Annotated in this window: 17 protein-coding genes; 6 read left to right on the top strand and 11 right to left on the bottom strand. The window is 71.6% G+C overall.

The features are described from left to right. Window positions 1-132 precede the first annotated feature (132 nt). Window positions 133-603 (bottom strand): hypothetical protein, encoded by a 471-nt coding sequence (locus ABZ154_RS08125; RefSeq protein WP_356830160.1) that lies wholly within the window; start codon window positions 601-603, stop codon window positions 133-135. A gap of 171 nt (window positions 604-774) precedes the next feature. Here ABZ154_RS08125 and ABZ154_RS08120 point away from each other — a divergent pair, with 171 nt between their 5' ends. Beyond that, complete coding sequence (locus ABZ154_RS08120; RefSeq protein WP_356830158.1) at window positions 775-1,347, top strand: dihydrofolate reductase family protein; 573 nt, start codon at window positions 775-777, stop codon at window positions 1,345-1,347. Between the two features lie 71 nt (window positions 1,348-1,418). Here the strand turns inward: ABZ154_RS08120 and ABZ154_RS08115 are convergent, their stop codons facing one another. Further along, window positions 1,419-2,576: an acyl-CoA dehydrogenase gene (locus ABZ154_RS08115; protein WP_073879277.1), complete on the bottom strand. Its 1,158-nt coding sequence runs from the start codon at window positions 2,574-2,576 to the stop codon at window positions 1,419-1,421. A gap of 207 nt (window positions 2,577-2,783) precedes the next feature. On the opposite strand from ABZ154_RS08115, the gene ABZ154_RS08110 reads away from it, so the two are divergent. The 3 genes from ABZ154_RS08110 to ABZ154_RS08100 all read left to right on the top strand — a co-directional run bounded on the left by ABZ154_RS08110 (window position 2,784) and on the right by ABZ154_RS08100 (window position 5,859). Further along, on the top strand, window positions 2,784-4,127 hold the full coding sequence (locus ABZ154_RS08110; protein ID WP_356830156.1) for a UDP-glucose/GDP-mannose dehydrogenase family protein: 1,344 nt from the start codon (window positions 2,784-2,786) through the stop codon (window positions 4,125-4,127). A 103-nt stretch (window positions 4,128-4,230) separates the two neighbouring features. Then, window positions 4,231-4,593: a VOC family protein gene (locus ABZ154_RS08105; protein ID WP_356830154.1), complete on the top strand. Its 363-nt coding sequence runs from the start codon at window positions 4,231-4,233 to the stop codon at window positions 4,591-4,593. Window positions 4,594-4,653: 60 nt separating this feature from the next. Further along, on the top strand, window positions 4,654-5,859 hold the full coding sequence (locus tag ABZ154_RS08100; RefSeq protein ID WP_356830152.1) for a GDSL-type esterase/lipase family protein: 1,206 nt from the start codon (window positions 4,654-4,656) through the stop codon (window positions 5,857-5,859). An 8-nt stretch (window positions 5,860-5,867) separates the two neighbouring features. Here ABZ154_RS08100 and ABZ154_RS08095 read toward each other — a convergent pair whose 3' ends face one another. Genes ABZ154_RS08095 through ABZ154_RS08085 form a run of 3 tightly spaced genes read right to left on the bottom strand, consistent with a single transcriptional unit; the run spans window position 5,868 to window position 8,776 of the window. After that, entirely contained in the window at window positions 5,868-7,064 is a 1,197-nt protein-coding gene (locus tag ABZ154_RS08095; protein WP_356830150.1) for a dipeptidase, read from the bottom strand. Between the two features lie 9 nt (window positions 7,065-7,073). Continuing rightward, window positions 7,074-7,628: a 5-(carboxyamino)imidazole ribonucleotide mutase gene (gene purE, locus ABZ154_RS08090; RefSeq protein ID WP_356830148.1), complete on the bottom strand. Its 555-nt coding sequence runs from the start codon at window positions 7,626-7,628 to the stop codon at window positions 7,074-7,076. After that, complete coding sequence (locus tag ABZ154_RS08085; protein ID WP_356830146.1) at window positions 7,625-8,776, bottom strand: 5-(carboxyamino)imidazole ribonucleotide synthase; 1,152 nt, start codon at window positions 8,774-8,776, stop codon at window positions 7,625-7,627. Before ABZ154_RS08085 ends, purE begins: the two co-directional genes overlap by 4 nt. Before the next feature lie 162 nt (window positions 8,777-8,938). On the opposite strand from ABZ154_RS08085, the gene ABZ154_RS08080 reads away from it, so the two are divergent. Continuing rightward, window positions 8,939-9,475: a GtrA family protein gene (locus ABZ154_RS08080; protein ID WP_356830144.1), complete on the top strand. Its 537-nt coding sequence runs from the start codon at window positions 8,939-8,941 to the stop codon at window positions 9,473-9,475. 20 nt (window positions 9,476-9,495) lie between these two features. Here the strand turns inward: ABZ154_RS08080 and ABZ154_RS08075 are convergent, their stop codons facing one another. Both ABZ154_RS08075 and ABZ154_RS08070 read right to left on the bottom strand, forming a co-directional pair. Next, window positions 9,496-10,761, bottom strand: coding sequence for an ATP-binding protein (locus tag ABZ154_RS08075; RefSeq protein ID WP_356830142.1), 1,266 nt, complete (start codon window positions 10,759-10,761; stop codon window positions 9,496-9,498). 70 nt (window positions 10,762-10,831) lie between these two features. Then, on the bottom strand, window positions 10,832-11,509 hold the full coding sequence (locus ABZ154_RS08070) for a response regulator transcription factor (RefSeq protein WP_356830140.1): 678 nt from the start codon (window positions 11,507-11,509) through the stop codon (window positions 10,832-10,834). 489 nt (window positions 11,510-11,998) lie between these two features. Between ABZ154_RS08070 and ABZ154_RS08065 the strand changes: the two genes are divergently transcribed. Then, complete coding sequence (locus tag ABZ154_RS08065; protein WP_356830138.1) at window positions 11,999-13,483, top strand: oligopeptide:H+ symporter; 1,485 nt, start codon at window positions 11,999-12,001, stop codon at window positions 13,481-13,483. A 78-nt stretch (window positions 13,484-13,561) separates the two neighbouring features. Here the strand turns inward: ABZ154_RS08065 and ABZ154_RS08060 are convergent, their stop codons facing one another. From ABZ154_RS08060 to ABZ154_RS08045, 4 genes are all read right to left on the bottom strand, one after another. Then, complete coding sequence (locus ABZ154_RS08060; protein WP_356830136.1) at window positions 13,562-15,010, bottom strand: hypothetical protein; 1,449 nt, start codon at window positions 15,008-15,010, stop codon at window positions 13,562-13,564. Further along, window positions 15,007-16,047, bottom strand: a complete 1,041-nt coding sequence (locus tag ABZ154_RS08055; RefSeq protein ID WP_356830220.1) for a hypothetical protein — start codon at window positions 16,045-16,047, stop codon at window positions 15,007-15,009. Before ABZ154_RS08055 ends, ABZ154_RS08060 begins: the two co-directional genes overlap by 4 nt. A 143-nt stretch (window positions 16,048-16,190) precedes the next feature. Then, a complete protein-coding gene (locus tag ABZ154_RS08050; RefSeq protein WP_356830134.1) occupies window positions 16,191-17,159 on the bottom strand; it encodes a hypothetical protein in 969 nt (322 codons plus the stop codon). A gap of 32 nt (window positions 17,160-17,191) precedes the next feature. Next, complete coding sequence (locus ABZ154_RS08045) at window positions 17,192-17,911, bottom strand: peptidase (RefSeq protein ID WP_356830132.1); 720 nt, start codon at window positions 17,909-17,911, stop codon at window positions 17,192-17,194. Window positions 17,912-18,087 lie beyond the last annotated feature (176 nt).

Raw genomic sequence — 18,087 nt, 5'->3', positions numbered from 1 at the left:
CGCCGCCAGGGCGGGAAGTCCTGGAAGCCCTTCCCCGGGACGCCGAGGACGTGCCAGAGCGTCTCACCGACCTTCTCGGTGTCGAAGAGCCGGGAACACGGGACGAGCGAGGTCACCTCCTCGGCCACCGCGTCACGCGGCAGGCCCCTTCGGCTCCAGGCCCGCGAAGTCCTCGTGGAGCGCGTCGAGATGTCGGCCCGTCGGTTCGCCGGCCGGGTCCAGCTCCGCCAGCCGCCAGCCCGGCAACTGCTCCTCCACCTCGGCGGGCAGCGATCCGTCCGCCGGGTCGGCCAGGGCGTACAGCACGCCGAACGCGGTCTCCCGAGCCACCTCGCGGGCCAGGTCGCCGAGGTCTTCGGGGGTGAGTCCGGCGGCGAGGGCGCGGTCGACGGCCCCGGCGGCCACGCCCTCGCTGCGATAGGCGGCCACCCAGCGGGACGCCTCCGTGCCCCAGGCGTCGACGTCCTGCCACACCGTCCGCAGGAACCGGTAGCGGGCGAGCTGCGGGAGCCCCTCCTCGGCCTCGGATTCGGCCCAGTCCGGCGCGTCGCCGTCCGCTCCCAGGGCGCGGAAGAGGGCGGTGAGCCTGTCGAGTTCGGTCATGAGGTGGGAGGGTACCGGCCGAGGTCCGGGCGGAGACCGAAGGAGCCGGACGGATGGGCCTGCCTGGACCGATGAGTTTCGGCGGGGTGCGCGGTCAGTACATCCGTAAGAGTTGGTGCCCCAAGGGCCGCCCGCCACGAGACACCCGTACAAGATTCCCAGGAGCCCCCGATGCGCACTCTGATCAGCACCGCCTTCGTCTCCCTCGACGGCGTCGTGGAAGCCCCGGGCGGCGAGCCCGGCTACCGGAACTCGGGGTGGACCTTCAAGGACGCGGAGTTCCTCCCGGAGGCGTACGAGATCAAGGGCCGGGAGCAGGAGGAGGCGGGCGCGCTGATGATGGGCCGGGCCAGCTACGAGGCGTTCAGTCCGGTGTGGCCGGCGATGGAGGAGTTCGCCCGGTACAGGGTGATGCCGAAGTACGTCGTCTCCACCACGCTCAAGGAGGACGACCTGGTCCCGGAGTGGGGCGACACCACGATCCTGCGCTCGCTCGACGAGGTCGCCGCCCTGAAGGAGACCGAGGGCGGACCGGTCATCATCCATGGCAGCGCCGCCCTGAACCACGGCCTGTCGGACGCCGGCCTGATCGACCGCTACCACCTGCTCGTCTTCCCGCTCCTGCTGGGCGCGGGCAAGCGTCTGTTCAGCGCGACGGACAAGGACGTCCAGAAGCTGAAGCTGGTCGAGTACGAGGCGTATGCGAACGGCATCCAGAAGAACGTGTTCGATGTCGTGCGCTGACGTCCGGGCCGGGGCACACCTGCGGCCCCCGGCATGGAGCCGGGGGCCGCAGGGACAGACAGCGAAAGGCCTTACGGCAGGTTGCGCGCCATCACGATGCGCTGGACCTGATTCGTGCCTTCATAAATCTGGGTGATCTTGGCGTCGCGCATCATGCGCTCCACCGGGTAGTCCCGCGTGTAGCCGTAGCCGCCCAGCAGCTGGACCGCGTCCGTCGTGACCTCCATGGCCACGTCGGAGGCGAAGCACTTGGCCGCCGCGCCGAAGAAGGTCAGGTCGCCGTCGACGCGCTGGGACTTGGCGGCGGCGGAGTAGGTGAGCTGGCGGGCCGCCTCCAGCTTCATCGCCATGTCGGCGAGCATGAACTGGATGCCCTGGAAGTCGGCGATCGGCTTGCCGAACTGCTTGCGCTCCTGGACGTACCCCTTGGCGTAGTCCAGCGCGCCCTGGGCGATGCCGAGGGCCTGGGCCGCGATGGTGATGCGGGTGTGGTCCAGGGTCTTCATCGCCGTGGCGAAGCCCGTACCCTCCTCGCCGATCATGCGGTCCGCGGGGATGCGGACGTTGTCGAGATAGACCTCGCGGGTCGGGGAGCCCTTGATGCCGAGCTTCTTCTCCGGGGCACCGAAGGAGACGCCCTCGTCGGACTTCTCGACGACGAACGCCGAGATGCCCTTGGAGCGCTTGGTCGGGTCGGTGACCGCCATGACCGTGTAGAACTCGGAGACGCCCGCGTTGGTGATCCAGCGCTTCACACCGTTGAGGACCCAGAAGTCACCGTCACGCACGGCCTTGGTCTTCATGCCCGCCGCGTCCGAGCCGGCGTCCGGCTCGGAGAGCGCGTACGAGAACATCGCGTCGCCCTTGGCCAGCGGGCCCAGGTACTTGCGCTTCAGCTCCTCGGAGCCGGAGAGGATCACCGGGAGCGAGCCGAGCTTGTTGACGGCCGGGATCAGGGAGGAGGAGGCGCAGGCGCGGGCCACCTCCTCGATCACGATGACCGTGGCGAGCGCGTCGGCGCCGGCGCCGCCGTACTCCTCCGGTACGTGGACGGCGTGCAGGTCCGAGGCGACCAGGGCGTCCAGCGCCTCCTGCGGGAAGCGGCTCTCCTCGTCGACCGCGGCGGCGAAGGGGGCGATCTTCGTCTCGGCGAGCGCGCGGATGGTCTCGCGGAGCATGTCGTGCTCCTCGGCCGGACGGTACAGGTCGAAATCGGTCGAACCCGCCAAGACGCTCACTCCCCAGATGCTAACTACCGTTAAGTAACCCAATTTTAGTGCGGAAGCCCCGGCACGGCATACGTGAGTGCCACGTGAGCTTCGTGACAGGGGTCGGGCAAAGAGGGCGGTAAGTGGCGGATCGGGTGGAGAGAGGTGGGGTCACCCGCCACGACTATGCTCGGTTCGCACGTCTATCCGCACCTCCCAGGAGCATCCATGGCCCTCAGGATCACTGTGATCGGCACCGGCTATCTCGGCGCCACCCATGCCGCCGCCATGGCCGAGCTGGGCTTCGAGGTCCTCGGGCTCGACGTCGTACCGGAGAAGATCGAGCTGCTGTCCGCCGGGCGCGTGCCGATGTACGAGCCGGGGCTCGAGGAGATCCTCCAGAAGCATGTCGCGGGCATCGAGGGCTCCACGGGGCGGCTGCGCTTCACCACCTCCTGGGAAGAGGTCGGGGACTTCGGTGACGTGCACTTCGTCTGTGTGAACACCCCGCAGAAGCACGGCGAGTACGCCTGCGACATGAGCTACGTCGACAGCGCCTTCGAGTCCCTCGCCCCGCACCTCACCCGACCCGCCCTGGTCGTCGGCAAGTCGACCGTCCCCGTCGGCTCCGCCGCCCGCCTCGCCGCCCGCCTCGCGGAGCTGGCCCCGGCCGGCACGGACGCCGAGCTGGCCTGGAACCCGGAGTTCCTGCGCGAGGGCTTCGCCGTCAACGACACCCTGCACCCCGACCGGATCGTCGTCGGCGTCGAGAGCGAGCGGGCCGAGAAGCTGCTGCGCGAGGTGTACGCCGTGCCGGTGGCCGAGGGCTCTCCCTTCGTCGTCACCGACTTTCCGACCGCCGAGCTCGTGAAGACTTCCGCCAACTCCTTCCTCGCCACCAAGATCTCGTTCATCAACGCCATGGCCGAGGTCTGCGAGGCCGCCGACGGGGACGTCGTGAAGCTCGCCGAGGCCATCGGGCACGACGAGCGGATCGGGAAGAAGTTCCTGCGGGCCGGGATCGGGTTCGGCGGCGGCTGCCTGCCCAAGGACATCCGGGCCTTCATGGCGCGCGCCGGTGAGCTGGGCGCGGACCAGGCGCTCACCTTCCTCCGCGAGGTCGACTCCATCAACATGCGACGCCGCGGCCACATGGTGGAGCTGGCCCGGGAGGCCGTGGGCGGCGGTTCGTTCCTCGGCACCCGGGTGGGCGTCCTGGGCGCCGCGTTCAAGCCGGACTCCGACGACGTACGCGACTCCCCCGCGCTCAACGTGGCCGGGCAGATCCACCTCCAGGGCGGCCAGGTGACCGTCTTCGACCCCAAGGGGATGGAGAACGCCCGCCGCCTGTTCCCGACGCTCGGTTACGCCGACTCCGCGCTGGAGGCCGTGCGCGGCGCGGACGTGGTGCTGCACCTGACGGAGTGGCGCGAGTTCCGCGAGCTGGACCCGGCGGAGCTGGGCGATGCGGTGTCCCGCCGGATCATCCTGGACGGGCGGAACGCCCTGGACAGCGCGGTGTGGCGCGAGGCCGGGTGGACGTACCGGGCGATGGGGCGACCGAAGGCCTGAGTGCCGCCACTCCCGCGCCGGATGTGCCCGCACTCCAGCGCCGGGATGGGGTAGGCGTTGTCCCATGCCGCAACAGGGCGGCGATCACCGGGAGGTATACGTCATGCCCATCGCCACACTCGGCGCCGTCGTGCTGGACTGCCCCGACCCCATCGCACTCGCCCGCTTCTACGCCGCCGTGATCGGCGGCACCATCAAGGAGGACGAGGGCCGCTGGGTCGACCTCGTCGACGCCCCGGGCACCCCGCTCGCGTTCCAGGCCGCGCCCGGTTTCGTACCGCCGCAGTGGCCCCGGCCCGACGGCGCCCAGCAGTTCCACCTGGACCTGACCGTGGAGGATCTGGACGCGGCGGAGCGGGAGGTGCTGGCGCTGGGGGCCCGGCCGCTGGACACGGAGGACCGGAAGCGGACCTTCCGTGTCTACGCCGACCCTGCCGGGCACCCGTTCTGCCTCTGCGCCTGCTAGATCGAGGGGAAGGGGCGTGCGGCGCGTGGTGATCGCGCGTCCGGTGGACAGGCTGGAACCATGGACGACTCTCCCTGCTGGATCACCACCCCCCTCACCGGCGCCCTCGTGCGCGGCGCGCTCGACCTGGAGCGCACCGCGCGCGGCGGCCTCCTCCCGCACCGGCTGCCCGCCCGGGCCCGGGCGCAGTTCGGCGGTGACGAGCAGGTGGCCCAGGCGGAGGCCCAGCCCTCCGGCGTACGGCTCGTGTTCCGCACCCGGGCCACCGCCGTCGAGCTGGACGTCCTGCGCACGGTCGTGGCCTACCGGGGTGTTCCGCCCCGCCCGGACGGCGCGTACGACCTGCACATCGACGGGGAGCCGGCCGGGCGGGCCACGGCGAGCGGGGGCGATCTGCTGATGGTGGACCTGGGTGACGGCTCGCGGGAGACGTTCCCCGGTCCGGTCGGCACCGTGCGGTTCGACGGACTGCCAGGGCGGGAGAAGGCCGTCGAGCTCTGGCTGCCGTACACCGAGATCACCGAGCTGACGGCCCTGCGCACCGACGCCCCAGTCGTGGCGGTGGAGCCGGGCGGGCGGCGGGTGTGGCTGCACCACGGCAGTTCGATCAGCCAGGGATCCGCCGCGGACAGCTCCGCCACCGCCTGGCCCGCCCTGGCCGCCGCCGCGGGGGGCGTGGAGCTGGTCAACCTGGGCCTGGGAGGCAGTGCCCTGCTCGATCCGTTCACCGCGCGCGCCCTGCGGGACACCCCCGCCGACCTGATCAGCGTCAAGATCGGCATCAACCTCGTCAACCTGGACGTGATGCGGCTGCGCGCCTTCGGCCCGGCCGTGCACGGGTTCCTCGACACCATCCGCGAGGGGCACCCGACCACGCCCCTGCTGGTGATCTCGCCCGTCCTCTGCCCCGCCCAGGAGGACACTCCCGGACCGGCCGCCCCGGAGTTCAGCGAGGAGGAGGCGCAGTTCACCGCGTTGGGGGACCCCTCGGAGGCGGCATTCGGGAAGCTGACCCTGCGGGTCGTACGGGAGGAGCTCGCCCGGATCGCGGAGGAGCGGTCGGGCGAGGATCCGGGGTTGTCCTACCTGGACGGCCTCACCCTGTACGGCGAGGCCGACTTCGCCGAGCTGCCGCTGCCCGACCGGCTCCACCCGGACGCCGCCGCGCACCGCCGTATGGGCGAGCGTTTCGCGGCGGTCGCCTTCGGTCCGGGGGGGCCGTTCGCCGCCACCCCTAGGAGGCGTCCGCCCACGCGGGATCGATGAGACGCCCCCTAGCGCGGGCGCCGCGCGTCCAGCTCCGTGATCGTCGCGTGGGAGGGGCCGCGCGTGGCCTGCTCGTCGCGGGCCACGGCTTCCGCGTCGCGCAGGACCCGTACGGCGTTCCGCCAGGTCAGCTTGGCGAGCTCGCCCTCCGACCAGTTACGGCGGAGCAGCTCGGCGATCAGGTTCGGGTAGCCGGAGACGTCCTCCAGGCCGTAGGGGGTGAAGGCCGTGCCGTCGTAGTCGCCGCCGATGCCGATGTGGTCGACGCCCGCGACCTCGCGCATGTGGTCGAGGTGGTCGGCGATGGTCGCGACGGTGGCCTGGGGGCGGGGGTGGGCCGCCTCGAAGTCCTCGTGGATGCGCATCGCCTGCGGGGTGGTGTCCAGGTGGTGCAGGCCGTGCTCGCGCATGTTGCGGTCGGCCGCCTGGGTCCAGGCGACGGCGGCGGGGAGCACGAACTTCGGGACGAAGGTCGCCATCGCGACCCCGCCGTTGGCCGGGAGCGCCGCCAGCACGTCGTCGGGGATGTTGCGCGGGTGGTCGCAGACGGCCCGGGCCGAGGAGTGCGAGAAGAGCACCGGCGCCGTGCTGGTGGCGATCGCGTCGCGCATGACGCCGTCCGCCACGTGCGAGAGGTCGACCAGCATGCCGATGCGGTTCATCTCGCGGACGACCTCGTGGCCGAAGGCGGAGAGGCCGCCCAGGCGGCGCAGGTCGGTCGCGCTGTCGGCCCAGTCAATGTTGTCGTTGTGGGTGAGCGTCATGTAGCGGACGCCCAACGCGTACAGGGCCCGCAGGGTGCCCAGCGAGTTGTTCATGGAGTGGCCGCCCTCGGCGCCCATCAGGGAGGCGATACGGCCCTCGGCACGGGCCTTCTCCAGGTCGTCGGCGGTGAGCGCGCGCCGCAGGTGCGTCGGGTGGCGGGCGATCAGCTCGGCGACGATGTCGATCTGTTCCAGCGTGGCGCTGACCGCCGCGTCGCCGGTCAGGTCGGTGCGCACGTAGACGGACCAGAACTGGCCGCCGACCCCGCCGGCCCGCAGCCGGGCCAGGTCGGTGTGGAGCAGGCCGCGCTGGTCGGCGGCGATGTCCCGGGCGTCCAGGTCGTAGCCGACCTGCTCGCGCAGGGCCCAGGGGAGGTCGTTGTGGCCGTCGACGATCGGGTGGGCGGCGAGGAGCTCGTGCGCGCGGGCGAGGTGGTCCATGGCCGGCCCCTACTTTCCGAAGCCGAAGGAGTCGAGGCCCTGGACCTTGGCCCGCAGGCGCTTGCCCTTCTCCGTGGCCTGGGCGTTCAGCTCCTGCAGGAACTCGCCCATCCGCTCCTGGAGGGCCGGGTCGTGCGCGGCCAGGATCCGGGCGGCCAGCAGGCCCGCGTTGCGCGCACCGCCGACCGAGACGGTGGCGACGGGGACCCCGGCGGGCATCTGGACGATGGAGAGCAGGCTGTCCATGCCGTCCAGGTACTTCAGCGGCACCGGCACGCCGACGACCGGCAGCGGGGTGACCGAGGCCAGCATCCCGGGCAGGTGGGCGGCCCCGCCCGCGCCCGCGATGATCGCCCGCAGACCGCGGCCCGCCGCCTCCTCGCCGTACGCGATCATCTCGCGCGGCATGCGGTGGGCGGAGACGACGTCGACCTCGTACGGGATCTCGAACTCGTCGAGCGCCTTGGCCGCCGCCTCCATGACGGGCCAGTCGGAGTCCGAGCCCATCACGATGCCGACGAGGGGGGCGCTGCCGGTGGCGGAGCCGGTGCCGGGGGAAGTCATTCGGTGATCGTTCCTCGCAGGTAGTCGGCCGCGTGCCGGGCGCGCTCCCGCACGTCCGCCAGGTCGTCGCCGTAGGTGTTGACGTGGCCGACCTTGCGGCCGGGCTTCACGTCCTTGCCGTACATGTGGATCTTGAGCTGGGGGTCGCGGGCCATGCAGTGCAGGTACGCCTGGTACATGTCCGGGTAGTCACCGCCCAGGACGTTGCACATGACCGTCCAGGGGGCGCGCGGGCGCGGGTCTCCGAGGGGGAGGTCGAGGACCGCCCGTACGTGGTTGGCGAACTGGGAGGTGATAGCGCCGTCCTGGGTCCAGTGGCCCGAGTTGTGCGGGCGCATGGCCAGCTCGTTGACCAGAATGCCGGGGGTCCCGTCGTCGCCGCGGGTCTCGAACAGCTCCACGGCCAGGTGGCCGACGACGTCCAGCTCGGCGGCGATGCGGAGCGCGAGCTGCTGGGCCTCGCCGGCCAGCTCCTGGGACAGGTCGGGGGCGGGGGCTATCACCGTGTCGCAGACCCCGTCGACCTGGACGGACTCGACCACCGGGTAGGCCACGGCCTGGCCGTGCGGCGAGCGGACGATGTTGGCCGCCAGCTCCCGTACGAAGTCGACCTTCTCCTCCGCGAGGACCGGGACCCCGGCGCGGAACGGGTCGGCCGCGTCCGCCTCGGAGCGGACCACCCACACGCCCTTGCCGTCGTACCCGCCGCGCACGGTCTTGAGGATGACGGGGAAGCCCCCGACCTCCTCCGCGAACGCGGCGGCGTCGGCCGGGTCGCCCACGATGCGGTTACGGGGGCAGGGTGCGCCGATCTCCGTGAGCCTGGCGCGCATCACCCCCTTGTCCTGCGCGTGCACCAGGGCATGGGGGCCGGGGCGCACGGGGATGCCGTCCGCCTCCAGGGCCCGCAGGTGCTCGGTGGGCACGTGCTCGTGGTCGAAGGTGATCACGTCGCAGCCCTGCGCGAAGGCGCGCAGCGTCTCCAGGTCGCGATAGTCGCCGATGACGACCTCGCTGACCACCTGGGCCGCCGAGTCCTGGGGCGTGTCACTGAGGAGCTTGAATTTCAGGCCGAGGGGGATACCCGCCTCGTGGGTCATACGGGCGAGCTGACCGCCGCCGACCATGCCGACTACCGGGAACGTCACACCCCCAGGGTATCGGGCGCGCCGGGCGGCCCGGGACGCCGTCCGGGTACCGTCCCCGGCGGGCTCCCGGGCATCACCGGGGCTTCACACGGGAGCGCTGGTTAGCATGGCGGAGTTGACGGAACCGTCGACGCCATCGAACGGACGGACTGAGCGATCACCATGAGCGAACGGGGCGCACTGCGGACCCGGCTTGATCTGCTGGCCCGGGAGGTCGCCAAGTTCGGCGCGGTCGGTGCGGTGGGACTGCTGGTCAACATCCTTGTCTTCAACCTGCTCCGGCACACCACCGACCTCCAGGTCGTCCGGGCGAGCGTGCTGGCGACCTTCGTCGCCATCCTCTGCAACTACGTCGGCTTCCGCTACTGGACCTACCGGGACCGGGACAAGACCGGCCGGACCCGTGAGCTGACCCTCTTCGTGCTGTTCAGCGCGGCGGGCGCGGTCATCGAGAACGGCGTGCTGTATGTCGCGACGTACGGCTTCGACTGGAACACCCCGGTCCAGAGCAACTTCTTCAAGATCCTCGGCATCGGGATCGCGACCCTCTTCCGCTTCTGGTCCTACCGGACGTGGGTCTTCAAGGCCCTCCCCGCCGCCCAGCCCCTGCCCGACGAGGAGGCCGTGCCCCGTGCGGAACGGTTTCTGGCGCAGCGGCGGTCGACGGAGACCGTAGAGCCCGATCCCGTACGGAACTGACGCCTTCACCGAGTCCCCGCTCAGCGCACCGGGCGTTCGTGGTCCTTGCGGTCCAGCGGGATGCGGCTGAGGAAGAGTGCGAAGACCGCCGGCTGCTGCTGGAGCAGTTCCAGCCGGCCGCCGTCCGCCTCCGCCAGGTCCCGGGCGACGGCCAGGCCGATCCCGGTGGAGTTGCGGCCGCTGATCGTCCGCTCGAAGATCCGCGCCCCCAGCTCGGCCGGGACGCCGGGTCCCTCGTCGGTGACCTCGATGACGACCTGGTTGCCGGTGACGCGGGTGCGCAGGGCGACCGTGCCGCCGCCGTGCATCAGCGAGTTCTCGATCAGCGCCGCCAGGACCTGGGCGACCGCGCCCGGGGTGCCGACCGCCCGCAGCCCGTGCTTGCCCGAGCAGACCAGCGCGCGGCCCGTTGAGCGGTAGGCGGGGCGCCACTCCTCGATCTGCTGCTTGATGACCTCGTCCAGGTCGAAGACGACGGCGGAGCCGGTCCGCGGGTCCCGGGAGTTGGTCAGCAGCCGCTCCACGACGTCGGTGAGGCGCTCGACCTGGGTGAGGGCGATGTTCGCCTCCTCCTTCACCGTCTCCGGATCGTCGGTCACCGAGATCTCCTCGATCCGCATGGAGAGCGCGGTGAGCGGCGTACGCAGCTGGTGCGAGGCGTCCGCGGCCAGCCGGCGCTCGGCGGTCAGCATCCGGGCGATCCGCTCGGCGGAGGAGTCCAGGACGTCGGCGACCCGGTCCAGCTCGGGCACCCCGTACCGCTTGTGGCGCGGGCGGGGGTCGCCGGAGCCGAGGCGCTCGGCGGTCTCGGCCAGGTCGGTGAGCGGGGAGGCGAGCCGGTTGGCCTGGCGTACGGCGAGGAGCACGGCCGAGATGATCGCGAGCAACGCCACCGCGCCGATGATCAGGAGCGTGCGCCCGACCTCGCGGGTGACAGCCGAGCGGGACTCCTCGACGGTGACCTTCTCGCCCTGCTCACCGGTCTCGGTGGCGCGCAGGACGCTGCCGGTGGGGCGCTCACCGACGGAGATGGGGGTCCGGCCCGGGATCTCGATCAGCGCGAACCGGTTGGGGTCGATCTGCTCGGACAGCACCCCGGAGTTGATCACCTCGTCACCCAGCAGCCGGCTGTCGACCACGCTGATCAGCCGCAGCGCCTCGGATTCGACGCTCTCCTGGGCGCTGGCGCTGATGGTGCGCGTCTCCACGATGACGAGGGAGACGCCGAAGACGGCGATGACCACGAGCACCACGGCGAGCGTGGAGTTGATCAGCCGGCGGCGCATGGCCGCCGGTTCTGTCGTGGTCCTTCTTCGAGAGGCTGTTCGTCGTCAAGAGGCATGGGTGCTTCGTACGTCAGCTCTTCTCGAACCGGAAGCCGACGCCCCGGACCGTGGCGATGTAGCGGGGATTGGCCGCGTCGTCACCGAGCTTCTTGCGGAGCCAGGAGATGTGCATGTCGAGCGTCTTCGTAGAGGACCACCAGGTGGTGTCCCAGACCTCGCGCATCAGCTGGTCGCGGGTCACGACCCGGCCGGCGTCCCGGACCAGCACCCGCAGCAGGTCGAACTCCTTTGCGGTGAGCTGGAGTTCCTCCTCGCCCATCCAGGCCCGGTGCGACTCGACGTCGATCCGGACGCCGTGGGTGGCCGGCTGCGCGGCGGACTCGGTGGCACCGCGCCGGAGCAGGGCGCGGACCCGGGCGAGGAGCTCGGCGAGGCGGAAGGGCTTGGTGACGTAGTCGTCGGCGCCCGCGTCCAGGCCGACCACCGTGTCGACCTCGTCGGCGCGGGCCGTCAGCACCAGGATCGGCACGGCGTGGCCGTCGGCACGGAGGCGGCGGGCGACTTCGAGTCCGTCCATCCCGGGCAGCCCCAGGTCGAGGACCACGAGGTCGATGCCGCCCTGGAGCCCGGCGTCGAGCGCCGTCGGGCCGTCCTGGCGGACTTCGACCTCGTAACCCTCCCGACGCAGTGCGCGGGCCAGTGGCTCCGAGATGGATGCGTCGTCCTCGGCGAGCAGTACACGGGTCATGGACCGATGGTAGTCCGGTCGGGAGGTCCGAGGTGAGGCCCGCGCCACCACCTGCGGGTCCCCGGCGAAATCCCGGCATGGACCTTTGAATATGGGAGCCTGGTTCCACTATCGCCTGTGATCCATGTCTCAAGTCCTTCCATATGCCGCTGTGTCGTGTCGTATGGTGTCCCGACGCCTGTTGCACTACTGAAGGACCTTTGGGCCGCCATGAGCGCCAAGGGTCTCTTCTGTGTGTCGGGTCGGTTCACGCCGGCCCATGTTGAGTGAATGACCTGTGAGCCGGGCCCGGAGCGTGCGAACGCGCCGGGCGTGGATCCCGACGCGGTACTTCCCCGCCCCGCCGCCGAACGCTCCGCCCGGAGCCCGGCCCCGGGGCGAATCCCCCTCAGGCGTGGGGTGGGGTGCGGCCGCGCCCGGTGCCGGCTACCCCCCACCGGGCGCGCACCGCTCACGAGGCGAGCGCGTCCCGACCAGCAAGGATCGATCATGGCGTCCAGCCTGACGAAGGACTCGGCCGGTTCCGGCGAGAAGACCTTCTTCGGCCACCCCCGCGGCCTGGCCACACTCTTCATGACGGAGATGTGGGAGCGCTTCAGCTACTACGGCATGAGGGCACTGCTCCCGCTCTACCTGATCGCGCCCGGTGGGCTCGACATGAACCCCGCCACAGCGACCGCGATCTACTCGGTCTACGTGTCGCTGGTGTACCTGCTCGCCATGCCCGGCGGCTGGTTCGGCGACCGGGTCTGGGGCCCGCGCAAGACCGTCGCCATCGCCGGCGGTGTCATCATGCTCGGCCACCTGACCCTGGCGCTGCCCACCGAGGGCACGTTCTTCGCCGGTCTGGGCCTCGTGGCCATCGGCTCCGGTCTGCTGAAGTCCAACATCTCGACGATGGTCGGCCACCTCTACGACGGCCCGGAGGACCCGCGCCGCGACGGTGGCTTCACCATCTTCTACATGGGCATCAACATGGGTGCGTTCGCCGCGCCCCTGGTGATCGGCACCGTCGGTGAGAACGTCAACTGGCACCTCGGCTTCGCCCTCGCCGCACTCGGCATGGGCCTCGGTGTGGTCCAGTTCCTGCTCGGCACCCGCCACCTGAACGAGCGCAGCCTGATCGTCCCGAAGCCGCTCTCCAGGGACGAACGCGCCTCGACCCTGCGCAAGTCGATGATCTGGCTCGGCATCGCGGCCGTCTTCTACATCGGTACGGTCGTCACCGGCGTCTACACGCTGAACTGGCTGCTGGTCCCGATCACCGTCGCCGGTCTCGTCATCCCGGTGATGGTCCTGGTCCGCATCAAGCGCGACAAGGAGCTCAGCGAGGCCGAGCAGTCGAAGATGTCCGGCTACATCTGGTTCTTCGTGGCCGCCGCCATCTTCTGGATGATCTACGACCAGGGCGGCTCGACGCTGGCGATCTTCGCCGAGTCCTCGGCCGACAACAGCGTCTTCGGCTGGGACTTCCCGGTCTCCTGGTACCAGTCGGTCAACCCGGTCCTGATCATGGCGCTCGCGCCGGTCTTCGCCGCCTTCTGGCTGGCGCTGAACCGCCGCGGCAAGGAGCCGAGCACGATCGTGAAGTTCAGCTCCGGCCTCGTTCTCGTCGGCGCCTCGTTCTTCGTCTTCCTGATGCCGCTGACCATCGCGGGTGACGGCCACAAGGCCGCCGCGATGTGGCTGGTCGCGATCTACTTCATCCAGACCGTCGCCGAGCTGACGCTCTCGCCGGTCGGCCTGTCGGTCACGACGAAGATGGCTCCGGCGAAGTACGCGAGCCAGATGATGGGTGTCTGGTTCCTCGCGGTCACCGCCGGTGACTGCACCACGGGCCTGCTCTCGCTGGCCGGAGTGGGGCTCAACGGCACCGGCGTGGTGGCCATGGAGGCGACGCTCGCCGTGGTCGCCGGTATCGCGATCTTCATGTACCGCGGCAAGGTCAAGCAGCTCATGGGCGACGTCCGCTGACGTCGTACTACCCGTAGCGCAGGGGCCGCCTCACCGACATGTCCCGGTGAGGCGGCCCCTGCGCCTTGTGCCGGTGGCTCAGCGCGTGGAACGCAGCCTCCGCCACGGGGTGAACGTGAACACCGCGCCGCCCAGCAGGATCGCCGTACCCGCGACCAGGCCGAGCGCGCGCAGGGCGCCGTCGCCCTCGGCACCGGTGGCGGCCAGGCCGCCGCCCGAGTCCGTACCGCCGCCGGACGCCGCTGCTCCGCCCGAGCCGGCCGTGCCGCCTCCGCCGGAGCCCGTGCCGCCGGACGCGCCGCCCGGCTGGGCGGAGGTGTCCAGCTCCAGGGAGACCGCGACACCGGCGGGCGGGGTGCAGGTCGTCGTCGTACCGGCGGCCATCACCGTCAGGACGCCCGGACTGAGCGTCGACTTCCCGCTCGCTCCGGGCTCGTACGTGCCGGTGAGGTCCGGGATCTCGATCGGGGCACCGGTCTTGATGACCTCCTTGTTCAGCGGCCCCTCGACCGTGACCGTGCCCTTGTCGGCCCCGCCGAGTCTGACCTCCATGGAGGGCTTGACCTGGTCGGCCGGGATGTCGATCGGGCTGTCCATCACGGACTTGCCGAACTCCACGGTGAGGTCGTAGCCGCCGCCGTCCTTCTTGGCGCTGATCCGGACGGGGGAGGTGGCGTTCTTGTCGCCGATGGGGGTCTTGCAGGCGTAGGCGACGGACACCTCCTTGCCGGGGAAGTCGGTCTCACCGCCGCTGCCGCCGGTGCCGCCGGTGCCGGTGCTGCCGCCGGCGGTGGTGGTGCCTCCGGTCGTGGTGACGCCATCGGTGGTGCCGCCGTCGGTGGTGCCCCCGGCTGCGCTTCCGCCGGAGTCGCCGCCTCCGGTCGTGGTGCCGCCCGTGGTCGTGGTGCCTCCTGTATCCGTGCCCCCCGTCGTCGTACCCCCGGAGGCCGTACCTCCGGAGGCCGTACCTCCGGATGTGGTGCCGCCCGTGCTGGAGCCCTCCTCCGTCACCTTGATCGTGGCGCCCGGCCGGACCGTCTCCTTCGGGGCGCACTTGGTGTCCGTGGAGATCGGCTTGGAGACGTTGATGTTGTACGCGCCCGGGGTCAGCGTGATCTCCCCGGCCTTCTCCAGCTTCAGCTTGGCCGTCATGTCGGGCAGCAGCATGGGGCTGTTCTTGGGGATGGGCGGGTTCCGCCGCGGGCCCTCCAGCTTCAGCTCGCCGCTCGCCGCACCGCCCAGCGTGATCGTGCCGGTCGGCTTCACCGTGTCCTTGCCCAGGTCCAGCACGTCCGGGTTCTTCGACGCGGCCTCGACCGTCTTCCAGACGACCTCGATCTCGTCGCCGACCTTCGCCTCGGCCGGGACGGTCAGCAGCACCCTCGTGGTGCCCTGGACCGGGGGCAGTCCCGAGATCAGCGGCGGAACGCACTCCGTCGCATAACTGACCTCGGCGGCCTGGGCCGGGCTCGCGGCCAGCACGATGCCCGCGCCGCCGAGCATCAGCGCGATTCCGGCCGCGCTCATCCTCCGTTGCGTGTCCACGCTTGTCCCTTCGTCGTGGGTGGGGGTCGGTTCTCCGGCGGTGCGGAACGCCGTTTCTCTGACGGTGCGGAGTCCTGGGTGAACCACGGCAGCACGGCCGGGGTGGGCGGCGCCTGGGTTGCGGGCGTACGCGTACGGTGCGCGTGGCGGGCAGCCGGGCCGGCGGGGCGGGGGCGGGCCTTGTCCACGGCGGCCATGCCGATACGGAAGACGGCGGCCGGGACGACCAGGCAGAGCAGCACCCAGAAGAGCGGGACGCCCCACGGACGGCTCACCCCCCACGGCTGTTCGGCCAGCACCTTCGTCCCGTACCGCAGGGAGACCTGGTAGTCGCCGTGCGCGCCGGCGGAGAGTCCGACCGGCAGCTTGATCTGCGCCTTGCCCCCGGGGGCGACCGTGCCGCTCCACTGGCGTTCCTCCCACTGCGGGGCGTAGACGCCGTGCGCCGTGCCGATCTCGAAGACGGGGTCCTCCACGGGTTCGGACCCCAGGTTGCCGACGGTGAAGACCAACCGGCGGGCGGGCGGGGCGCCGAACCAGGTGAGCAGCGAGCTCTCGCCCTCCAGCCGGGTGGTGGCCAGCACCGCGAGCCTTCCTTCGTCGGCCGGGGGCGGCAGCGGAGCCGTGGGGTGACCCGCAACTGCGAACACCGTGTCGACCAGAGCCTGTTCGCCGGTCACCGCGGCGACGTGCACCACGCAGGGGCAGGGCTCGGGCGGCTCGGCCACCGGCAGCTTCTTGCTGAAGGAGCCCCTTTTGTCGGTGGTGACGGCCCGGCCGTCGGCGTTGGCGCAGGAGTTGGTGCCGCCGATCACGCCCCGCTCCGGGGTGGACCGGCCGCAGATCAGGAGCATCAGCAACGCCTCGGAGCGCCAGCCGCCGCCCTTGACGGTGAGCTCACCGCCCTTGCCAGCCTCCTTCTTGGAGAGGGTGACGGACGGGGCGTCGCCTTCGGCCGCCTGCGCCGCCGGGGCGGTGACCGGGGCCGCCAGGGCCAGGAGAACGGCGAGGAGGAGCAGGAGAGTCGTCGGTGCGGTGCGGTGCCGGGCGACTGTCCGGCCAGTCGTCGGCCGAGCGGCTCCTCGGCCAGTCGCCGGCCGGGCGGCTCTTCGGTCGGCCGTCGCCGCGGTGCGTGGGGGCGGCCTGCCTCCGGGGTGCTGCGTCACGATTCCGCTCCCGCCTTCGCCAGGGGCCGTGCTTCTTCGGTCGGTTGCAGGTCTCCGACCGGTTGCGGCTCCTCGCCGTCGTCCGTTCCGGCCGGGTGCGGCCCGCCCCGGGTACGCCGCCGGTACGCCCCCGTGCCGAGCACAGCCAGTACGCCGAGCACCAGCAGCCCGCCCCCGGCGACCGGCGCCACCGGGACGTACGCCGCCGAGGCCACCGCCTCGTCCCGCGCCCCGCCCTCCGCGGCGACCCGCAGCCGTACGGTGACGGAGCCCAACGCCGGTGCCTGCGGCCAGGGTTCGGTGAGCTCCACCCGACGGCCGGGGGCCAGCTCCACCTGCAGCTGCCGGGCCGGGCGGTCCAGCGGCGTACCGAACACCCCGTCCGCGCGCACGGCCAGCCGCGGCCGCAGGGGCGTGTTGCCCCGGTTGACCAGGGCGTACCGGATGGTCCGGCCCGACACCTCGACGTCCTCCACGGTGAGCGCCGCCAGGGTGAGGCCGCCGACCCGCACCCGTACCGTCACGTGTCTCTCCTCGCCCCCGTCGGCCGCCGCCACGATCTCCCCCACGAGGTCGCCCGGCGTCGCGTTGCCCGGCAGGGCCAGCGCGAACGGCACGTCGGCGCGGGTCCGGGCCGGCACGGTGACCGTGTCCGCCGCGAACCGGAGCCACGGCCCGGCCCGGCCGTCGCCCCGCAGCCGTACGGTCAGCGGGACGCGGGCGGGGTTGGTCACCGAGAGCCGGTCCTGGAGCACCGCCGTGGGGGCGCCCTCCAGATAGACGTACGGCCGGGTGTCCCGGCCGGTGCTCCCGCCGCCCGCGGGCCGGGCCGTCCAGCCCGCCGGGGCCCCGGGGCCGCCGTCGGCCGCCGCAGGAGGTGCGAGGAGCAGTGCCAGCAGCAGGGCGGCGAGCAGGCGCAGGTACAGGGTCGACGGCAGGCGTACGTGCCGGGTCGGCGGCGGCATGGGCGGCTCCCTCACACTGACGGTTGCGGCGTTCAGCCCGTGGGGCGCTGTCCTCGCCGGGTCAGCCAGAGCACTCCGGCCGCCCCGGTCAGCAGGACGGTCCCGCCGAGCGCGCCGAGTGCCGCCGCGGAGTCGAGCGGGCCGGTCTTCGGCAGTTCACCGCCGCCGGAGGCAGTGCCTCCGGCCGTCGTGGAGCCTCCGCCGGAACCGCCCGTGGAGGCTCCCGAGCCGCCGGCGCCCTCGACGTGCAGCTGCAGGGAGGGGGCGGGGCTGTTCTTCGGCGTACAGGTCGTCGTCGTGCCCAGCGCCTTGATGGTGAGCACCCCCGCGGTGAAGGTGACCTCGCCACTCTTCTTGGGCGCGTAGGTCCCCGACAAGTCACTGATCTTGATGGGGGTGTTGGCCGGAATCGCCTCGGCGTTCGCCGGTCCCGAGACCTGGACCTTCCCCGTCTCCGCACCGCCCACCTCGATCACCGCGCTCGGGTTCATGGCCCCCTTGCCCAGCTCGACCGGGCTGGAGGAGACGCCCTTCTGGAAGGACATGGTGAGCTTGTGACCGTTGCCGCTCTTGACGCTCTTGATGTCTATGGGCGAGACGGCTGCCTTGGGCCCGATCGGCGTCTGGCACTGGTAGTTGACGTCCACGACCTCGGCGTGGGCGGCGGGCGCGGCCATCAGGACCACCGAGCCCGCCATCGCGGTGGTGAGCGCGGCCGTCAGCGCGAGAGCTGTCCGCTTCTGGTTCGACACCTCGTGTTCCCCTCATGCCGGACGTCGCCGCGCGCCACGACCCGTACGGGCGCACGTTGCTGACGACGCATCAGATTGGGCGCTCAAGGTACGCCCGGGGCCTGATGGAGGGAAGACAAAGAGCGCGCCGGATCGGCGCGCTCCTCGATGTGCGGAATGCCTCTGAGCTAGGCGTG

The sequence above is a fragment of the Streptomyces sp. NPDC006261 genome, from assembly GCF_040613515.1.
Taxonomy (GTDB): domain Bacteria; phylum Actinomycetota; class Actinomycetes; order Streptomycetales; family Streptomycetaceae; genus Streptomyces.
Note: the sequence above shows the minus strand (reverse complement) of the source record. Positions and strands in the feature narration are given on the sequence as shown.